This is a genomic window from Actinomadura sp. NPDC000929, from assembly GCF_040492065.1.
Lineage (GTDB): Bacteria > Actinomycetota > Actinomycetes > Streptosporangiales > Streptosporangiaceae > Spirillospora > Spirillospora verrucosospora.
The window spans coordinates 36,627-52,768 of sequence record NZ_JBEUPA010000008.1; the positions used below are offsets into that span (position 1 = coordinate 36,627).

Sequence of the window (16,142 nt, forward strand, 5' to 3'; positions counted from 1 at the left end):
CCAAGAAGGGAACCCCTTGAACCCGAGCAAGCACACCGAACTGGTGAACCACGCCTGGTCGGTCGCCGACCTTCTGCGCGGCGACTTTAGGCAGTCGGAGTACGGAAGGGTCATCCTGCCGTTCACCGTGCTTCGCAGGCTGGAGACCGTCCTGGAGCCGACCCGGGCGGCCGTCCAGGAGACGGTCGAGCGGTTCAAGGGCAAGGACATGGACACCGACCGGTTCCTCCGCCGCGCATCGGGCCAGTCCTTCTACAACACCACCGGCTACACCCTCGAGAAGATCGCCAACGACCCGGAGCACGCGGCGACGAACCTCGCCAAGTACATCGCGGGCTTCTCCCCGAACGCGCGTGAGGTGCTGGAGAAGTACGAGTTCGCCCAGCAGATCAAGCGGCTGGACGGCGCGAACCTGCTCTACAAGGTCGTCGGACGCTTCGCCGACCTGGACGTCCGGCCCGAGGTCGTGTCCAACCACCAGATGGGCTACTTCTTCGAGGACCTCATCCGGCGCTTCTCCGAGCTCTCCAACGAGACGGCCGGTGAGCACTTCACGCCGCGCGAGGTCATCAAGCTGATGGTCAACCTGCTGGTGGCGCCGGACGCCGACGCACTCAGCGTCCCCGGCGTCGTGCGCAAGGTGCTGGACCCGGCCTGCGGCACCGGCGGGATGCTCAGCACGACCCAGGAGTACATCACCTCCCTCAACCCGGACGCGACCGTCGAGGTCTACGGGCAGGAACTCAACCCCGAGTCGTGGGCCATCTGCCGGTCCGACCTGATGATCAAGGGCCAGGACCCGGACCACATCGCGTTCGGCAACTCCTTCAGCGACGACGGCCACCGCACCGCCAAGTTCGACTACCTGCTAGCGAACCCGCCGTTCGGCGTCGAGTGGAAGAAGGTCAAGGAGGAGGTCGAGCACGAGCACGAGACGCTCGGCGAGTCCGGACGCTTCGGGGCCGGGCTCCCGCGCATCAACGACGGCTCGTTCCTCTTCCTCCAGCACATGATCTCGAAGATGAAGCCGCGGGAGGCCGGCGGCAGCCGCGTCGCGATCGTCTTCAACGGCTCCCCGCTGTTCACCGGCGCCGCCGAGTCCGGCGAGTCCAAGATCCGCCAGTGGATCATCGAGAACGACTGGCTGGAGGCGATCGTCGCCCTGCCCGACCAGCTGTTCTACAACACCGGCATCTCGACGTACTTCTGGATCGTCACCAACCGCAAGCACGCCGACCACGAGGGCAGGGTCATCCTGCTGGACGCCCGGGACTACTGGCAGAAGATGCGCAAGTCCCTCGGCGACAAGCGCAAGGAGATCGGCGACGGCCAGGACGGACGTCCCGACCACATCGCCGAGATCACCCAGCTCTACAGCGACGCCCTGGAGGTCGCCGACGACCCCGAGCACCCGCTGCACGGCAAGGTGAAGGTCTTCCGCAACCAGGACTTCGGCTACCACCGCATCACCGTCGAACGCCCGCTCAAGCTCCGCTTCGCGCTGACCGACGAGACCCTCGCGGCGCTTGAGGCGACGAAGCAGGTCCAGAAGCTCGGCTACGCGGAAGCCTTCATCAATGCGGTCCGCCCGCTCCTCGGCACCACCTGGCCGACCAAGGCGGAGATGCTGAACGCCCTCATGGGCGCCGTCGTGGACGCTGGCCTCCAGTGGCCACCCGGCGCGCCGTTCGCCAAGGCCGTACGCGACGCCATCGGTGTCCGCGACCCCGAAGGCGAAGTGCAGGTGGTGCGCAAGGGCGTCATCGAACCCGACACCGACCTCCGCGACTACGAGAACGTCCCGCTGGACGAGGACGTCGAGGAGTACCTCAAGCGCGAGGTCCTCCCGCACGTCCCCGACGCCTGGATCGACCACTCCAAAACCAAGATCGGCTACGAGATCCCTTTCACCCGCCACTTCTACGTCTACACCCCCCCACGCCCCCTGTCGGAGATCGACGCAGAGCTCAAGACCCTCGAAGCCGAGATCCAGACCTTGCTCAGTGAGGTGACTGAATGACCTCGATCGTGGGAATCGGCAGCATTCCTGAATCATGGCCCGTACAACGCGCCAAGTGGTTGATGAATCGCGAACGCCGTTCGATCAATAGCAGCGATCGGGTTGTAACTGCGTTTCGCGATGGTACAGTGACCCTGCGAGCCAACCGGCGACTGAGCGGATTTACCGAAGCCCTTCAAGAAATCGGCTACCAAGGCATCAGGAAGGGCGACCTAGTTGTCCACAGCATGGACGGATTTGCTGGAGCTATTGGCATATCCGACTCCAATGGCAAAGCATCGCCCGTTGTCCATGCATACACACCTACGTCGCAGGCCGACCTTCGCTACTACGCTTATCTTATCCGACAAATGGCCCTAAATGGGCATATCACTTCACTCGCCAAGGGAATTAGAGAGAGATCGACAGCATTCGATTCGGCAATGCTAGCCAATCTCGTCCTACCCGTTCCGCCATTGACAGAACAGCGACGCATTGCCGACTTTCTCGACGCCGAGACTAGACGCATCGACAAGCTACTACAGGCTCGGTGGCGCCAGAAGAGCCTCCTTGTGGAGCACACAAATCAACGCATTTCAGAACTGGCGACAGGCGTTGCCAAATATAAGAATATATACAACACAGGAAGCCCGTGGATACCCAACCTCCCTGAGGGCTGGAAACTCCTACCCCTCAAGCGGCGATGGACAGTAATTGACTGCAAGCATCGTACCCCTACATACCTAGATCACGGCATTCCTGTAATCAGCCCTGGCGACATCAAACCCGGAAGATTGGATCTATCGCGGGCACATCGTTTCGTCAGCGAGTCCGATTATCGCGACCTAGCGGATGACTTGAGAAGGCCACGCAAAGGCGACATTGTATATAGCAGGAATGCGTCCGTCGGCATAGCCGCATACGTCGACACCGCCGCAAGATTTACAATGGGGCAAGATGTATGCCGAATCACAAGTGTCGATCAAGATCAACTCTTTCTTTCCTTCGTACTCAATGTGGTCGTACAGGGTGAGATCGAATCACTGCAGATCGGCAGCACCTTCACGCGCATCAATATTGCCACGCTTCTTGGCCTCGGCATCCCCTGCCCACCTCCCAGCGAGCAGCGCAATATCGCCCTCCAGATGGACGAAGTGAGTCATAGGGGTGACGATTTGCAACGCAAGCTAGACCGACAGCTCGAAGTTCTGGCGGAGCGGCGGCAGGCTTTGATTACGGCGGCGGTTACGGGGCAGTTCGATGTGTCCACGGCGTCCGGTCGTGGGGTTACGGAGTAGGGCATGAGTCCTGTGCATGACGAGAAGGCGTTCGGGGACGCGATCGTCGCGGTGATGCTCAAGGGCGGCTGGCTGGAAGGCAATCCGCGCGACTACCGGCCAGAGCTCGGGTTGGACACGCGGCAACTCTTCACGTTCATCGGGGCGACGCAGGGCGACGAGTGGGAACGCCTCGTCATGCTCTACGGGAACAGCACCGAGGCCGCTCAAGTCGGTTTCGCCAAGCGGCTCGACAAGGCGATCGCCGAGGACGGGGTGCTCACCGTCCTCCGCAAGGGCGTGAAGGATCGGGGCGTCCTGATTCGCGTCGCGTACTTCAAGCCGAACCTTGTGCTGGACGACTCCGTGCTGGACGAGTACCGGGCCAACCGGCTGACGGTCGTGCGGGAGCTGGAGTACGCGACCAAGCAGGCCGACAAAGGAAACCGCCTCGACCTGGCGTTGTTCGTCAACGGGATTCCGCTTGCGACGGCCGAGCTGAAGAACCCGCTGACCGGGCAGGGCGTCGAGCAGGCCAAGGAGCAGTACCGCAGCGACCGCGATCCGAGCGAGCTGATCTTCCGGCAGCGGGTGGTGGCGAACTTCTGCGTCGATCCTGATCTCGTGTTCGTCGCGACACAGTTGCGTGGCAAGAAGACGCGGTTCCTGCCGTTCAACACCGGGTCTGAAGGGCCGGGCCAGCCTGGCGGCGCGGGCAATCCTGCGCCGGTCGAGCCGGGGACGTATGCCACTTCATACCTCTGGACGCGAACCTGGGAGCCGGACACCTGGCTGGACATGCTCCAGCGGTTCGTCCACGAGCAGAAGACCAAGAGCGCTGGCGGGCGCACGAGCAAGACGCTGATCTTCCCGCGCTACCAGCAGTGGGACGTGGTGAAGAAGCTCACCGCGCACGCCGCCCGCTACGGGGCCGGGCACGACTACCTGGTGATGGCGTCGGCCGGCTCAGGCAAGTCGAACACCATCGCGTGGCTGGCGCACCGGTTGTCGTCACTCCACACCTCCGTAAACGCGGCGGACCTGGCTCCGGAGGCGGTGGCGAACGGTGTCGAGCCGGGGACGCCGGTCTTCGACAAGGTCATCGTCATCACCGATCGGCGGAACCTGGACGCCCAGTTGCGGGAGACGATCGGCGCGTTCGAGCAAACCGCGGGGCTCGTGGTGAAGATCGACGAGAAAATCGGTGCCAAGTCCGAGCAGCTTGCGAAGGCGCTGTCCCAGTCGTCCGGGAAGATCATCACGGTGACGCTGCAGACGTTCCCGGCGCTGATCGACTTCCTGCGGCGCAACCCGACCGAGATCGCCGGGCATCGTTTCGCGATCATCGTGGACGAGGCGCACTCCTCCCAGTCCGGGGACGCGGCGACGGCGGTCAAGGCCGCCTTGCGCGACTCGGGCCTGGACGCCCTGGACGCCGACACCGATGACGAGGGCGCCACGACGGTCAAGGCCAAGCTGGAGCACAAGGCCGCGCAGCGCTCGCAGGCGTCCAACCTCTCCTACTTCGCGTTCACGGCCACCCCCAAGAGCAAGACGCTGGAACACTTCGGAACGCTGGGCACTGTGGACGGCAAGCCGATGTACCGGCCGTTCCACACCTACTCGATGCGGCAGGCGATCGAGGAGGGCTTCATCCTCGACCCGCTGCGCAACTACGTCACCTACGACACCTACTGGAAGCTCGTCAACAAGAACCCCGACGAGCGCGAGGTCGACCCGTCCAAGGCGAACACGTTGCTGGCGCGGTGCGCGGTGACGCATCCCTCGACCGTCGCGCAGCATGCGAAGATCATCGTGGAGCACTTCCGGGCGCACACGCAGGGGCGGCTCGGTGGACGTGCCAAAGCCATGGTGGTGACCGCATCGCGCAAGAGCGCCGTGCAGATGTCGCGTGCGATCAAGCAGCACATCGAGGACATGGGATACGGCATCGACGTCTTGGTGGCGTTCTCCGGCTCGCTGACTTATGAGAAGGACGAGGTCACCGAGTCCAAGGAGAACGGCGGCCTGCCCGAGAGCGCCCTCCCCAAGGCGTTCGCGTACACGCGGGCCGACGACCTCGGCACGCAGACCGGTGGTCCCGGAAAGCCCGAGTACCGGATCCTCATCGTCGCCGAGAAGTACCAGACCGGCTTCGATCAGCCGTTGCTGACGACGATGTACGTCAACAAGAAGTTGGCGGGGATCTCGGCCGTCCAGACGCTGTCCCGGCTCAACCGCACCGCCGACCGCAAGAGCCAGACAGACCTGGCGGTCGTGGACTTCGTCAACGACGCCAACGAGATCCAGGAGTACTTCCGGCCGTACTACGAGGAGGCGATGACCCTCCCGTCGGACCCGAACCTCCTCTACTCCGCGCAGAGCCGGGTCATGTCCGCGCAGATCCTCGTCGACGCGGAAATGGACGAGTTCGCGCGCGCCTACCTCGAAGCCGAGGAGAAGGCCGGCGGCTCGGTCGCACGATGGGAGAAGCTGCACGCCGAGTTGTACCGGCTGCTCAACCCGGCCGTCGAGCGCTTCACCGCGCTGATCGACAGCGAAGACGAGGACGACCACGAGGCCGCCGAGGACTTCCGCGCGAACCTCAACGACTACGTGCGCAAGTACGGGTTCCTCTCGCAGATCGTCCCGTACCGCGACCCCGAACTGGAGCGCCTCCACCTGTACGGGCGGCACCTGCTCAACCGGCTTCCCAGGCGCGCCGACGGCGGTGTCGACATCGGCGAGGTCGACCTCAGCCACATGCGGGTGGAGAAGACCGGCGAGCACGACCTGAGCCTCGCCCCTGAGGGCGCCACGGTGGTCAAGGGGTTCGGAGACGGCGCCGGTGGCGCCCAAGAGCCCGAGAAGTCGCCGCTGACAGAGCTGATCGAGAAGTTCAACGCCAAGTTCGGCACGGACTTCACCGAAGAGGACATCATCCGGCCCTTCGAGGAGGCGATGGCCGAGCCGAAGGTGAAGCAGGCCGCGGTCGCCAACAACGACCAGGAGAACTTCGGGGTCGTCTTCGACAAGGTCTTCGAGGAGAAGATGATGGACCACGTCGACACCATCGCCACCCTCGGCGAGAAGTACTTCGGCTCTGACCCCGAATTCAAGTCGTCCCTCAACAGCCGCGCCCGCCGCGCGGCATGGCAACTCCTGCGCGAGCAGGCCGGCGTCGACTGATCCTTCGCCTGCCCGGCCGTTCTCCGAGCGAATCGGAGGACGGCTGGACAGCCGATCTCCGCCGCCATAACACTGGCCACACCGGACAAAAGCCAATGCACGCGGAGCAAGGATGCCGATCCGAACCATTGCCACCCGCTATGAACTGATCGAGGAGATCGGCTCCGGGGGCATGGGCACGATCTGGCGCGGCTACGACTCGACCCTCGACCGCGAGATCGCCGTCAAGGCCATCCGCCCCGACATGCTGCTCTCGCCCGAGCGCATCGCCGACCTGGCCGAACGGTTCCGCCGTGAAGCGCGCGTCACCGCCCGCATCCAGCATCACGGCGTTCCACAGGTGTACGACGCGGTGCTGGAGGCCGATTCCGCGGATCGCCTCTATCTGGTGATGCAGTACATCGAGGGCAGGAACCTGCGCTCCTACATCGACCCGGACGACCCGCTGCCGATCGCCTGGGCCGCCGCGGTCGGCGCGCAGATCGCCACCGTCCTGTCCCACGCGCACGCGATTCCGGTCGTCCACCGCGACCTGAAGCCCGACAACGTCCTGGTGACCGACGACGGCACCGTCAAGGTCCTCGACTTCGGCATCGCCGCGATCCTCCGCCGCGACATCACCAAGATCACGGTCACGGGCAGCCCGATGGGCACTAGCCGCTACATGTCCCCCGAACAGGTCAACGCCGCCCAGGTGACCCCGCAGAGCGACCTCTACGCGCTGGGCTGCGTCCTGCACGAACTCTTGTCGGGCGCGCCAGTCTTCATTGGCGATGGCCAGTACGAACTCTGGAAGCAGCACCTCACCGCCACACCCGAGCCGCTACGCAAGCTGCGTCCGGATGTAGCGCCGGAACTGGAAAAGCTGGTCCTGGATCTGCTCGCCAAGAAGCCCGAACAGCGGCCGGCCGACGCCTACGCCGTCTACGAGCGCCTTCTCCCGTTCCTGCCGTCCCCCAGCTCACCGGCGGTCGCCACAAGCGAGCGACTTGGCGAAATGCCTGACCCGACTCTGCTGTATCGGCAGCCGAACGCCCCTCGCCGGCGCACGCGCCGTCAACCACCCGTCTCGGCACCGCCCAGCGTGCCGCAGGCGCCGACCACACCTCCGACCCAACTCCGGGCCGCCATCGATGACGCGCTCAAGCGGTCCACCCAGCTTCTCGGCTACGAGAGGTTCGCGCAGGCGGCCGACGTCGTCGAGGCGGTCATCGATCCGGCAGCCAAGATGCTGGGCTCCGAAAGCCCCGACCTACTCAAGCTTCGCTTCCACCGCGCGCTGATCCTCTTCCTCGGCGGGGACTCGCGCACGTCCCTTCCCGAGTTTGATGCCCTGGCCGGCGCCTACGCCCGCACTGCCGGGCCGACCAGCGATCGCGCACTGGTATCTCGTCGCTACGCCGCCCTCTGCCGCGCCAACCTCGGCCAGACCACCGTTGCGCTCGACCAGTTCCAGAGCCTCCTCGACGACGTTGCCGCCTCCGACAGCCACGCCAGCGAACTCGCGCTCGACATCCGGCACAGCATTGGCATGCTCCTGCTCTCGGCAGGCGACAAGACCGCCGCAGACAACGTGTTCGAGCACCTCTTCCAGGACCACCTGGTCATCAACGGCCCCGATGACGAGCGCACTCGCGAGATCGCCGAAATCCTCGTCCGCATACGCCTCCCCACGACCCCATAGCGCGCCGCTCGCCGGACGGTACCGCTCCCCCTTTGCGGTCGTCATGAGCCATCGAGGACTGCGAAGACGACCTTGCCGACGTTGCCGGCCAGGGCGCGGATGCCCCAGCAGCGGGCGTACTGGTCGACGATGAACAGGCCGCGGCCCGTCTCGCTGGTCGTGTCGGCCGCCAGCATGTGCGGGAGGGCGTAGGCGGCGTCCTGGACCTCCATCCACAGCGCGTCGTCCTCGGTGCGACTCAACCGCAAGATCACATCCTCGTCCGACTCCGATATCGCGTGCTGGAGCGCGTTGGTGACCAACTCGCTGGCCACCAGGCAGGGGACGAAGTCGTCCATATCCCATTGGCCGGTGACCAGCCGGACGAACCGCCGGACCTCGGCGACGACCTTGAGGTCGTTCTTCACCACCAATTCGTGCTCGTGACGCGCCGCCTCGCCCATGACCTCTCCTCACTGTGTGTGGTGAACACCACACATTCAGCCACTTTCGGAGCTAGGTTTGGCATGCCGCTCTAAAGCGGATCTCGTCAGCAAGCGCCACAGGTGTGGGAGCAAGTTACCGAAAGGGGTAAGCGATCATGCCGCCACGGCGTCAGCGTCCCAACGAGTCCCCCGCGCTCGTGGCCTTCGGCCGCCAGATGCGCCGGTTACGAGAAGCCAAAGACGTTCTGCAGGAGACGATTGCTCACCTGACAAAGGTCAGTACTGCGCAAGTCAGCCGAATCGAGAACGGCAAGAAGCGTGCCACCCGCTCCTTCGTGGAGACCGTCGACACCTACCTGGAGGCGGGCGGATCGCTCCTCAGCCTGTGGGAGGACCTGAACCGGGACGGCCACCCGGTACCGAGCTGGTTCGACTGGCCCCAGACCGAGTCGGACGCCGCGGAACTCGTCACCTGGCAGCACACGATCGTCCCCGGGCTGCTCCAGACTCCGGCCTACGCCCGCGGCTTCCTCAACTCGGACGAGGCAGTGGAAGCTCGCATGGCGCGTCAGGCCATCCTCACCCGGGAGGACGCACCCCCCACAGCGCTGGTCGCACTTTTGAGTGAACACGTCCTCGACTATTTGGTGACCTCGCCGGAGGTAATGCGCGAGCAGATAGAGCACCTGATCGCTATGAGCGAGCTTCCCAACGTCACCATCCAGATCGTCCGGAACAACGGGCGTCCGGCAGGCACGGGAGGCGCTTTCGTCGTGGCTACGATGGAGGACCGGAGTGAGGTCGCCTACCTGGAGACGACGGTGCGAGGCATCACGACCGACAACCCCTCCGACCTGGCCAAACTCTCCGAATCGCTCAGGGAGCTGCGCGCGAGAGCGCTCCCGGAAGACATGTCCCGGGACAAGATGAAAGAGGCGCTGGAGAAATGGACCTGACGAACGTCACCTGGCGCAAGGCGAGTCGCAGCGGCGAGAACGGCGGCAACTGCGTCGAGGTGGCGGGGCTCCCATGGCGCAAGAGCAGCCACAGTGGCGAGAACGGCGGGGACTGCGTGGAACTGGCGGGCGCAGCCGGGGCGGTGGCGGTGCGGGACAGCAAGGATCCGGACGGGGCCGTCCTCCTGCTGACCCGCGTGGCCCTGCGCACCGCCGTCCAGGCCGCCGCCGACACGCACTGACCACCCGGCACTCCCGCGCCGCCCCCGACCACCGGCAGCGGCGAGTCGTCCCGTCCCCCGACCCGGACGACCCACCGCACCCCACCGTCCCCACAGGCAAGACCCCACGCCCGTCCACCTCCACCAGAGGCAGCCCCAGCCGAGCGGCATGCCCACTGACAGGTCCAGCCGCGCGTCCGACACTGGCCTCATGCCCCTCGGAAGCCTCACCCGGCGCAAGGGAGCCGACCCCACAGCAATGGCGGCGAGTGCGTCGAGCTGGCGAGTGTGCGCGGCTGACCTGGTCGTACTCCGTGCAGCGCTCATCCGGACGTCCAGGACCGCAGTCGTTCGGGTCGGACCTTCAGCATCGCCTTCCCCTTGCAGCAATGGCGTCCCGCTCGATTATTGAAGAAGATCAGGCCGTGTCCGGGGACGGGGTGGGGTCGCGTGGGTAGCGGGATGGGCGGCGCGTGCCGATGGTGCGGCGAATGAGACCCCGCCTGAACATCGCGTTGAACGTCCTGCTCGTGGTCGTGCTCGCCCTTCTGGGCATCCTGACGAACTACGCGACTGGGGGCGACGACGCGCCGCTGCCGCTGGACCTGCTGCGCAAGTTCGCCGTTCCCGGGCTCGGGGTACTGATCGTGGCGTTGATCGTCCTGACGGCAGTGTCGGCGCGGCTGGAGAATCCGCCGCGGGCGCCGGAGCGCGAGTGGGATCCGGGCCGCACTCCGTATCCGGGGCTGGAGGCGTTCGCCGAGGACGAGGCGGCGGTGTTCTTCGGACGGGACGAGCCGGTGAGCACGCTGCTCCGTCAGCTGTACCAGCGCGATGGCGAGCGGTTCGTGGTCGTCGCCGGGGCGTCGGGGAGCGGCAAGTCCTCGCTGGTGCAGGCGGGGTTGATCCCCAGGTTGCGCGGGCGCCGCTGGCTGGTGCAGCCGGTACTGACGCCGGGGTCCGATCCGATCGCTGCGTTGGCGACGACGTTCGGCAGCGCTCTGGACGCAGAACGGTTGCGAGGCGCGCCGTCCGCGCTGGCCGAACTGGTCGCACAGACGCGGCGGCGTTCGGGGCGGCGCGACGCCCGCGTCCTCATCACCGTCGACCAGTTGGAGGAGTTGTTCACGCTCGCCGGATCCGACCAGCGGGACCTGTTCCTGTCGGCGCTGTCGGCGGCGTTGCGTGCCGATTCCAGGTTGTGGGTGGTGGCGACGGTCCGCATCGAGTTCCTGCGCTCCTTCCTGGAGACCGGCCATGCCGCACTGTTCGCCCGCCCCATAGCGCTCGGCGCGTTGACGCGGGCCGAACTCGCGACGGTGGTCGAGGCACCAGGCACACTGGCCGGGCTGCGGTTCGAGCCCGGCCTGGTCACCAGGATCGTCGAGGACACCGGGACGGCCGACGCACTGCCGCTGCTGGCCTATCTGCTACAGGAGCTGTATTTCGCGGCCGGGCGCGGGAAGGTCGCCACGTTCGACGCGTACCGCCGGCTCGGCGGGGTTGCGGGCGCGCTGTCCCGGCAGGCCGACCAGCTCGTCATCGCGCTGCGCGGAGACGAGGGCATCGAGCCGATCCTGGCGGTGCTGTTCAAGTTCGTCACCACGGAAGGGACCGAGGCCACCCGCCGCCGCGTCGTCCTGGACGATCTGAGCCAGGACGAGCGACGCGTCGTCACCGCGTTCGTGGAGGCCCGGCTGCTGATCACCGACGTGTGGGAGGGAACGCCCATCGCACAGGTCGCGCATGAGGCGCTGTTCCGCCAGTGGGCGCCGCTGCGCCAGGAGGTGGAGGCACGGGCGGAGCTGCTTCGGCGCCGCGCCGAGCTGGAACGATGGGCCGCGGACTGGCGCCAGGCCGGGCACAAGGCCGACTACCTGCTGACCGGCGAGCGACTCCAGCTCGCGCTGCAGTGGCTGGAGGGCCTGGAGTCCGCCGGGCAGGACAGCGGCGAGATCCGCGCGTTCATCGAGGCGTCCAAACGGCGCGACCTGGCGTTCCTGCGACGCGTGTCGGAGGGGGTCGGCCAGTACGTCCTGGCCAACGCCGAGCAGTACCCCGAGCTGGCGATCCTGCTGGCCGCGGCAGCACTGTCGGAGTGCCCGCCGACCCCCGCCGCCACCCGGGCACTCATGGCAGCGTTGGCCTTCAGCCACCTGACCCACGTACTGGACGGGCACACCGACGCGGTCCGCAATCTCGCCTGGTCGCCCGACGGGGCTCTGATCGCCACCGCGTCCCGCGATGGCACATGCCGGCTGTGGGACGCGACCACCGGCTCCAACACCGCCATGCTGGAAGGCCACCACGGCATGGTGGAGATGGTCGCCTGGGCACCGGACGCCCGCCGCATCGCAACCGCCTCCCGCGACCACACCGTCCGCGTCTGGGACACCGCCACCGGCCACACGCTGGCTGTGCTGGCAGGCGCGACCGACGTCGCGCGAACCGTCGCCTGGTCACCGGACGGAACCAGGATCGCCTCAGGGGCCCGCGACCGGGTGGTGCGCATCTGGCGGACCGACACCTACGAACTCCTGACCGAGCTGCACGGCCACACCGACAACATCCTCGGCATCGCCTTCTCGCCCAGCGGGAACCTGCTGGCCACCGGATCCCATGACAGGACCGTCCGTATCTGGGATCTCGCCGCCGGCTCGGCCACGGTGCTCCACGGTCACCAGGACTTCGTGGAAGGTGTCGCCTGGTCCCCCGATGGAGCCTTCGTCGCGTCGGCCGGAGGCGACGGCACCATGCGCATCTGGGACATCCGCTCCTCAGCACAGACCGGGCTCATCCGCTGCCACGGCACCCGGGTGTGGAACGTGGCGTGGTCACCCGATGGCGCCTACCTGGCCAGTTGCGGCAGCGACAACACCGCCCGCGTCTGGAACCCGCGGACCAGCGAGGAGATCTTCGCCCTCCGCGGCCACACCGACGACGTGTGGGGCGTCGTCTGGTCACCCGACGGCACGCGTCTGGCCACCGGCTCGGCCGACACGACCGCCCGCATCTGGGACGTCACCCCCAAGGGCGCCGAGGGGCTCCAACTGGCCGGCCATCGCGGCCCCGTCCGCGCCGCCGCGGTCACGCCGTCCGGACGGTTGATCGCCACCGCTGGTGACGACGCGACGATCCGGATCTGGGACGCCGCCGACGGCACCCTCCACGCCGTGATCACCGCCCACCAGGACACCGTCCACGACCTCGCCTGGAACAGCGTGGAAGGCCGCACGATGCTGCTCTCCTGTTCCAGCGACCGCACGATCGGCCTGTGGAGGCTGGACGAAGCCTCACCTGGTGACATCTCCGGCGAACGGATTCCCAGCAGCGACATTCATGAGGCCGTGGCCTGGTGCCCTGGCTCGGACACCTTCGCAACCGCAGGGCACGACCGCACCATCGTCCTCCACCCCCGCGGCGACCACGACTCCACCGAGAGCCTGGCCGGTCACCACGACTGGGTCGTCGGCCTCGCCTGGTCGCCCACCGGGACGCACCTCGGCTCCACCTCCGACGACCGCACCGCCCGCATCTGGAACGTCCATGACCCCGGCGAAGTCATGACGCTGCACGGCCACGCCAACTGGGTCGACGACATCGCCTGGTCCCCTGACGCACGCCGGGTCGTCACCGGCTCCGCTGACGGCACCGCTCGCGTCTGGGACGCCACCACCGGCGAGCAACTGGCCGTCCTCGACGCCCACGAGGCCCGCGTCGCCGGCGTTGCCTGGTCACCCGACGGCTTCATGATCGCCACTGCGTCCTACGACCGCACCGTCCGTCTGTGGGCGGGAAGGACCTACGCCGAGATCGGCGTGGTCGGTGTCCATCGCGGCCCAGTCGTCTCCGTCACCTGGACCCCGGACAGCCAGACCGTCATCTCCGCCTCCTTCGACGGCACCGCCCGGCTCTGGCCCTTCGACGTCGACCTCGACGTCCTGAAATCCAAGGCCGGGACCCGCGTGTTCCGCCCACTGGCGCAAGAAGAACGCCTCGCCCACCTACTCCCCGAGCCCGGTCAGTAGACCTGCTCGACCACCCGCACGTCCCGATCGACCAGGTATTCGGACGGGTCCAGCCCCATCGCCTCCCGCTCCGGCGACGCCCAGTACCGCTGGTTCGCCTCCTCGAACGTCTCCTCCCCCTCGTACCAGATCACCCACACGAACCGGCTGTGCTCGTGATCAAGCCAGGCACCCCCGATCCCGAACCCCAGCTTCAACCGCAGCGGCACCACCGACTCCCGCCACCTGGCCGCCCACTCCTCGAGCAGCCCTTCTCTGATCGTGTACGTCCTCAACTGAACGGTCTTCGGCACGATGACCCTCTTCCACCTGGAATCCGCAGCGTCGGCTAACACCCGCCCTACAAAACTCAGCCAACCACGCACGCAGTTCGCGTCGGCCCGTGGTGGAGGCCGCCGGGGCCGGTCTGGAGGTGTGGGCCTCCGCGCCACTGAACGGCGGCGAACTCATCGACCTGGTCACTTCCGACCTGGCCGAGTTCATCAGTCCCGCTCCCCACAGGTCGCCGCGACGCTCGCGGTAGTGACCCCCACGCCTGGACTCACCGGAGCCCTGCTCTCGGCATCGACTGCGCCACACTGGCGAGAAGCACTCAGCTCTTCCAGCGGCCAGCCATTCCACTCCCACATCTCCAGGACATCTGCCGTGTTCTCCGAGCCTGACGATCCCGACGTCCGCGAGCGGATGCACGCCGCATTCGCTGGCGCGACGTTCCGGATCGGCTGCACACCCACTCGCGGCAAAGCCGAAGCGTGGGGCCATAGCGGAAGGACCATCGGCGCCCCCGTCACGACGTCCTCCGGAAACGCCTGGCTCCGAGCGCTGGAGGCACCCGTAGGCAAGGACGGCGGAAAGCTGTGGACCGGCACTCAAGAAGCCACCGCCACCCTACCGATGGAGATCCCACGCCCCGCTGCTGGCTTCAGCCGACTGGGTCAACGAGGGATAGGCAGCATCGAACTAAACGTCGATCTTAAAATAGCGGGTGGCTTCGTCCAGGGTGAAGCTGGCTCGGAGTTTGCACGCAGAGTTCTGATTGGCGAACATGCCGGTCTTCCAGAGCGCTTGATCGCGGGAGACGGTTGCCTGCCAATCCACGGCGACGACCCATTCGCGGCGATCCTGTTCGTCTTCCGGCAGGTCATGGCGGTAGCGGCCGGCCAGGTCCAGGCCGGCCATCTTCTGGGGGACACCGCCAACAACAAGTTCGGCATCCTCATAGGGTTGGGCTTCCTGCGAGACCGTGCCGACGCCGACGTACCCCACCTTGGGAATGTGCACGAACACTCTCGCGCCGGGTTTAAGGGCCCGCAGCGTCCGGGAGAACCAGTCACCGCCGCCAGCGGACACAAAGCCGTAGCGACGGGCATCCGACCAGTCTCGGATACCTTCCTCCTCGCCAAAGGAGACGTACCAGTCCTGCCCGTTCCAAGGCTCCTTCTTGTTCTGGCTCTTGGGCCCTGTCGCTGCAGCGGCCGTTATCGCCTCGTCCATCAGCCAGGTCCGCGCGAGGTACTTGTGGCCCTGATCTTCAAAGTAGCGGAAGAACAGCACGTTGATCGGTACCTGGTAATCCGACGCCAAGTACGTCACGATTCGTTCAGTTGCGGCGTCGATGTCGCTGGCCACCACGGTCAGGGTGTGGGCGGTGTTCAAGGCATCTGGAGGGCCAGAGTCGAAGCATTCGGCGAAAGCCTGGTCAAGTTCCATGTCATTGCCGCGTGCTTGCATGTACTGGGCGTAGATCGCACGGACCTCTTCGTTGGTAAGACCGTGCACCCAGGAGCCATAGTCCAGCACCTGCGCTACAACATCGCGTGGCGTGCGGTTCCGCTTGAGCTCCAGCACGTGCAGCGTGCCTTCCGCGTCGATTCCCAGCAGGTCGATGAAGGTGCCGTAGGCCGTGGGAACCTGGCGACCAATGAGCAAAAGCGGTAGGCCGAGCAGGCTCGGGTCGGCTTCGATCAGGTCTTCAAGGCGCGACTCCAGCGGCATCGACGCCATGGGGACCTTTACCGGCTCGTCGTCGACGCGCCACAATCCGATTTCCAGCGGCACTGCAGCCTCCTCGTCGTCTCGCAAGCCAGTAAATCAAATCGCACGTGCCAGCACGCCGAGACGATACGGTCGATCTTGCCAGGACCGCGAATCCCTTCGCCGGCCAGCGGCTGTTCTCATTACGACCCGGTGTTCCATCGTTCCACCGGGAGCCTCCGCGGGCTTCGTCATGGATCAAGCGTCGGCCTCCATGGACTCCTGCGGCACGGATGCGCCGAGCTCTTCGCTGACCATCCCGACCAGATGGGTCAAGGATGCTGCTCCTCACCTCGGGCGGAGAAGGTGGGTGGCCGGTGACCGTAGCC

General features: G+C 66.2%; 10 protein-coding genes. 7 read left to right on the forward strand and 3 right to left on the reverse strand.

What is annotated here, in order from left to right; translation table 11 throughout:
- Nucleotides 1-16: 16 nt before the first annotated feature.
- The 4 genes from ABWI04_RS05100 (at nucleotide 17) to ABWI04_RS05115 (ending at nucleotide 8,149) form a co-directional block, all read left to right on the forward strand.
- A complete protein-coding gene (locus tag ABWI04_RS05100; protein ID WP_353831594.1) occupies nucleotides 17-2,020 on the forward strand; it encodes a type I restriction-modification system subunit M in 2,004 nt (667 codons plus the stop codon).
- Entirely contained in the window at nucleotides 2,017-3,297 is a 1,281-nt protein-coding gene (locus ABWI04_RS05105; RefSeq protein ID WP_353831595.1) for a restriction endonuclease subunit S, read from the forward strand. The genes ABWI04_RS05100 and ABWI04_RS05105 overlap by 4 nt, the downstream gene beginning before the upstream one ends.
- A 3-nt stretch (nucleotides 3,298-3,300) precedes the next feature.
- Nucleotides 3,301-6,465 (forward strand): type I restriction endonuclease subunit R, encoded by a 3,165-nt coding sequence (locus ABWI04_RS05110; protein WP_353831596.1) that lies wholly within the window; start codon nucleotides 3,301-3,303, stop codon nucleotides 6,463-6,465.
- 112 nt (nucleotides 6,466-6,577) lie between these two features.
- Nucleotides 6,578-8,149, forward strand: coding sequence for a serine/threonine-protein kinase (locus ABWI04_RS05115; RefSeq protein WP_353831597.1), 1,572 nt, complete (start codon nucleotides 6,578-6,580; stop codon nucleotides 8,147-8,149).
- A 41-nt stretch (nucleotides 8,150-8,190) separates the two neighbouring features.
- Here the strand turns inward: ABWI04_RS05115 and ABWI04_RS05120 are convergent, their stop codons facing one another.
- Nucleotides 8,191-8,592: an ATP-binding protein gene (locus ABWI04_RS05120; protein WP_353831598.1), complete on the reverse strand. Its 402-nt coding sequence runs from the start codon at nucleotides 8,590-8,592 to the stop codon at nucleotides 8,191-8,193.
- Between the two features lie 137 nt (nucleotides 8,593-8,729).
- On the opposite strand from ABWI04_RS05120, the gene ABWI04_RS05125 reads away from it, so the two are divergent.
- The 3 genes from ABWI04_RS05125 to ABWI04_RS05135 all read left to right on the forward strand — a co-directional run bounded on the left by ABWI04_RS05125 (nucleotide 8,730) and on the right by ABWI04_RS05135 (nucleotide 13,779).
- Complete coding sequence (locus ABWI04_RS05125) at nucleotides 8,730-9,530, forward strand: helix-turn-helix domain-containing protein (RefSeq protein ID WP_353831599.1); 801 nt, start codon at nucleotides 8,730-8,732, stop codon at nucleotides 9,528-9,530.
- Nucleotides 9,521-9,772: a DUF397 domain-containing protein gene (locus ABWI04_RS05130; RefSeq protein ID WP_353831600.1), complete on the forward strand. Its 252-nt coding sequence runs from the start codon at nucleotides 9,521-9,523 to the stop codon at nucleotides 9,770-9,772. The genes ABWI04_RS05125 and ABWI04_RS05130 overlap by 10 nt, the downstream gene beginning before the upstream one ends.
- A 470-nt stretch (nucleotides 9,773-10,242) precedes the next feature.
- Complete coding sequence (locus ABWI04_RS05135; protein WP_353831601.1) at nucleotides 10,243-13,779, forward strand: nSTAND1 domain-containing NTPase; 3,537 nt, start codon at nucleotides 10,243-10,245, stop codon at nucleotides 13,777-13,779.
- Here the strand turns inward: ABWI04_RS05135 and ABWI04_RS05140 are convergent.
- Both ABWI04_RS05140 and ABWI04_RS05145 read right to left on the reverse strand, forming a co-directional pair.
- On the reverse strand, nucleotides 13,773-14,072 hold the full coding sequence (locus ABWI04_RS05140; protein WP_353831602.1) for an NIPSNAP family protein: 300 nt from the start codon (nucleotides 14,070-14,072) through the stop codon (nucleotides 13,773-13,775). The genes ABWI04_RS05135 and ABWI04_RS05140 overlap by 7 nt on opposite strands.
- Before the next feature lie 667 nt (nucleotides 14,073-14,739).
- Nucleotides 14,740-15,837, reverse strand: a complete 1,098-nt coding sequence (locus tag ABWI04_RS05145; protein ID WP_353831603.1) for an endonuclease NucS domain-containing protein — start codon at nucleotides 15,835-15,837, stop codon at nucleotides 14,740-14,742.
- Nucleotides 15,838-16,142: the final 305 nt, after the last annotated feature.

Coding starts and splice junctions, on each gene's coding strand:
- ABWI04_RS05105 (WP_353831595.1), top strand. CDS start 2,017: ATGACCTCGATCGTGGGAATCGGCAGCATTCCTGAATCATGGCCCGTA.
- ABWI04_RS05110 (WP_353831596.1), top strand. CDS start 3,301: ATGAGTCCTGTGCATGACGAGAAGGCGTTCGGGGACGCGATCGTCGCG.
- ABWI04_RS05115 (WP_353831597.1), top strand. CDS start 6,578: ATGCCGATCCGAACCATTGCCACCCGCTATGAACTGATCGAGGAGATC.
- ABWI04_RS05120 (WP_353831598.1), bottom strand. CDS start 8,592: ATGGGCGAGGCGGCGCGTCACGAGCACGAATTGGTGGTGAAGAACGAC.
- ABWI04_RS05125 (WP_353831599.1), top strand. CDS start 8,730: ATGCCGCCACGGCGTCAGCGTCCCAACGAGTCCCCCGCGCTCGTGGCC.
- ABWI04_RS05130 (WP_353831600.1), top strand. CDS start 9,521: ATGGACCTGACGAACGTCACCTGGCGCAAGGCGAGTCGCAGCGGCGAG.
- ABWI04_RS05135 (WP_353831601.1), top strand. CDS start 10,243: ATGAGACCCCGCCTGAACATCGCGTTGAACGTCCTGCTCGTGGTCGTG.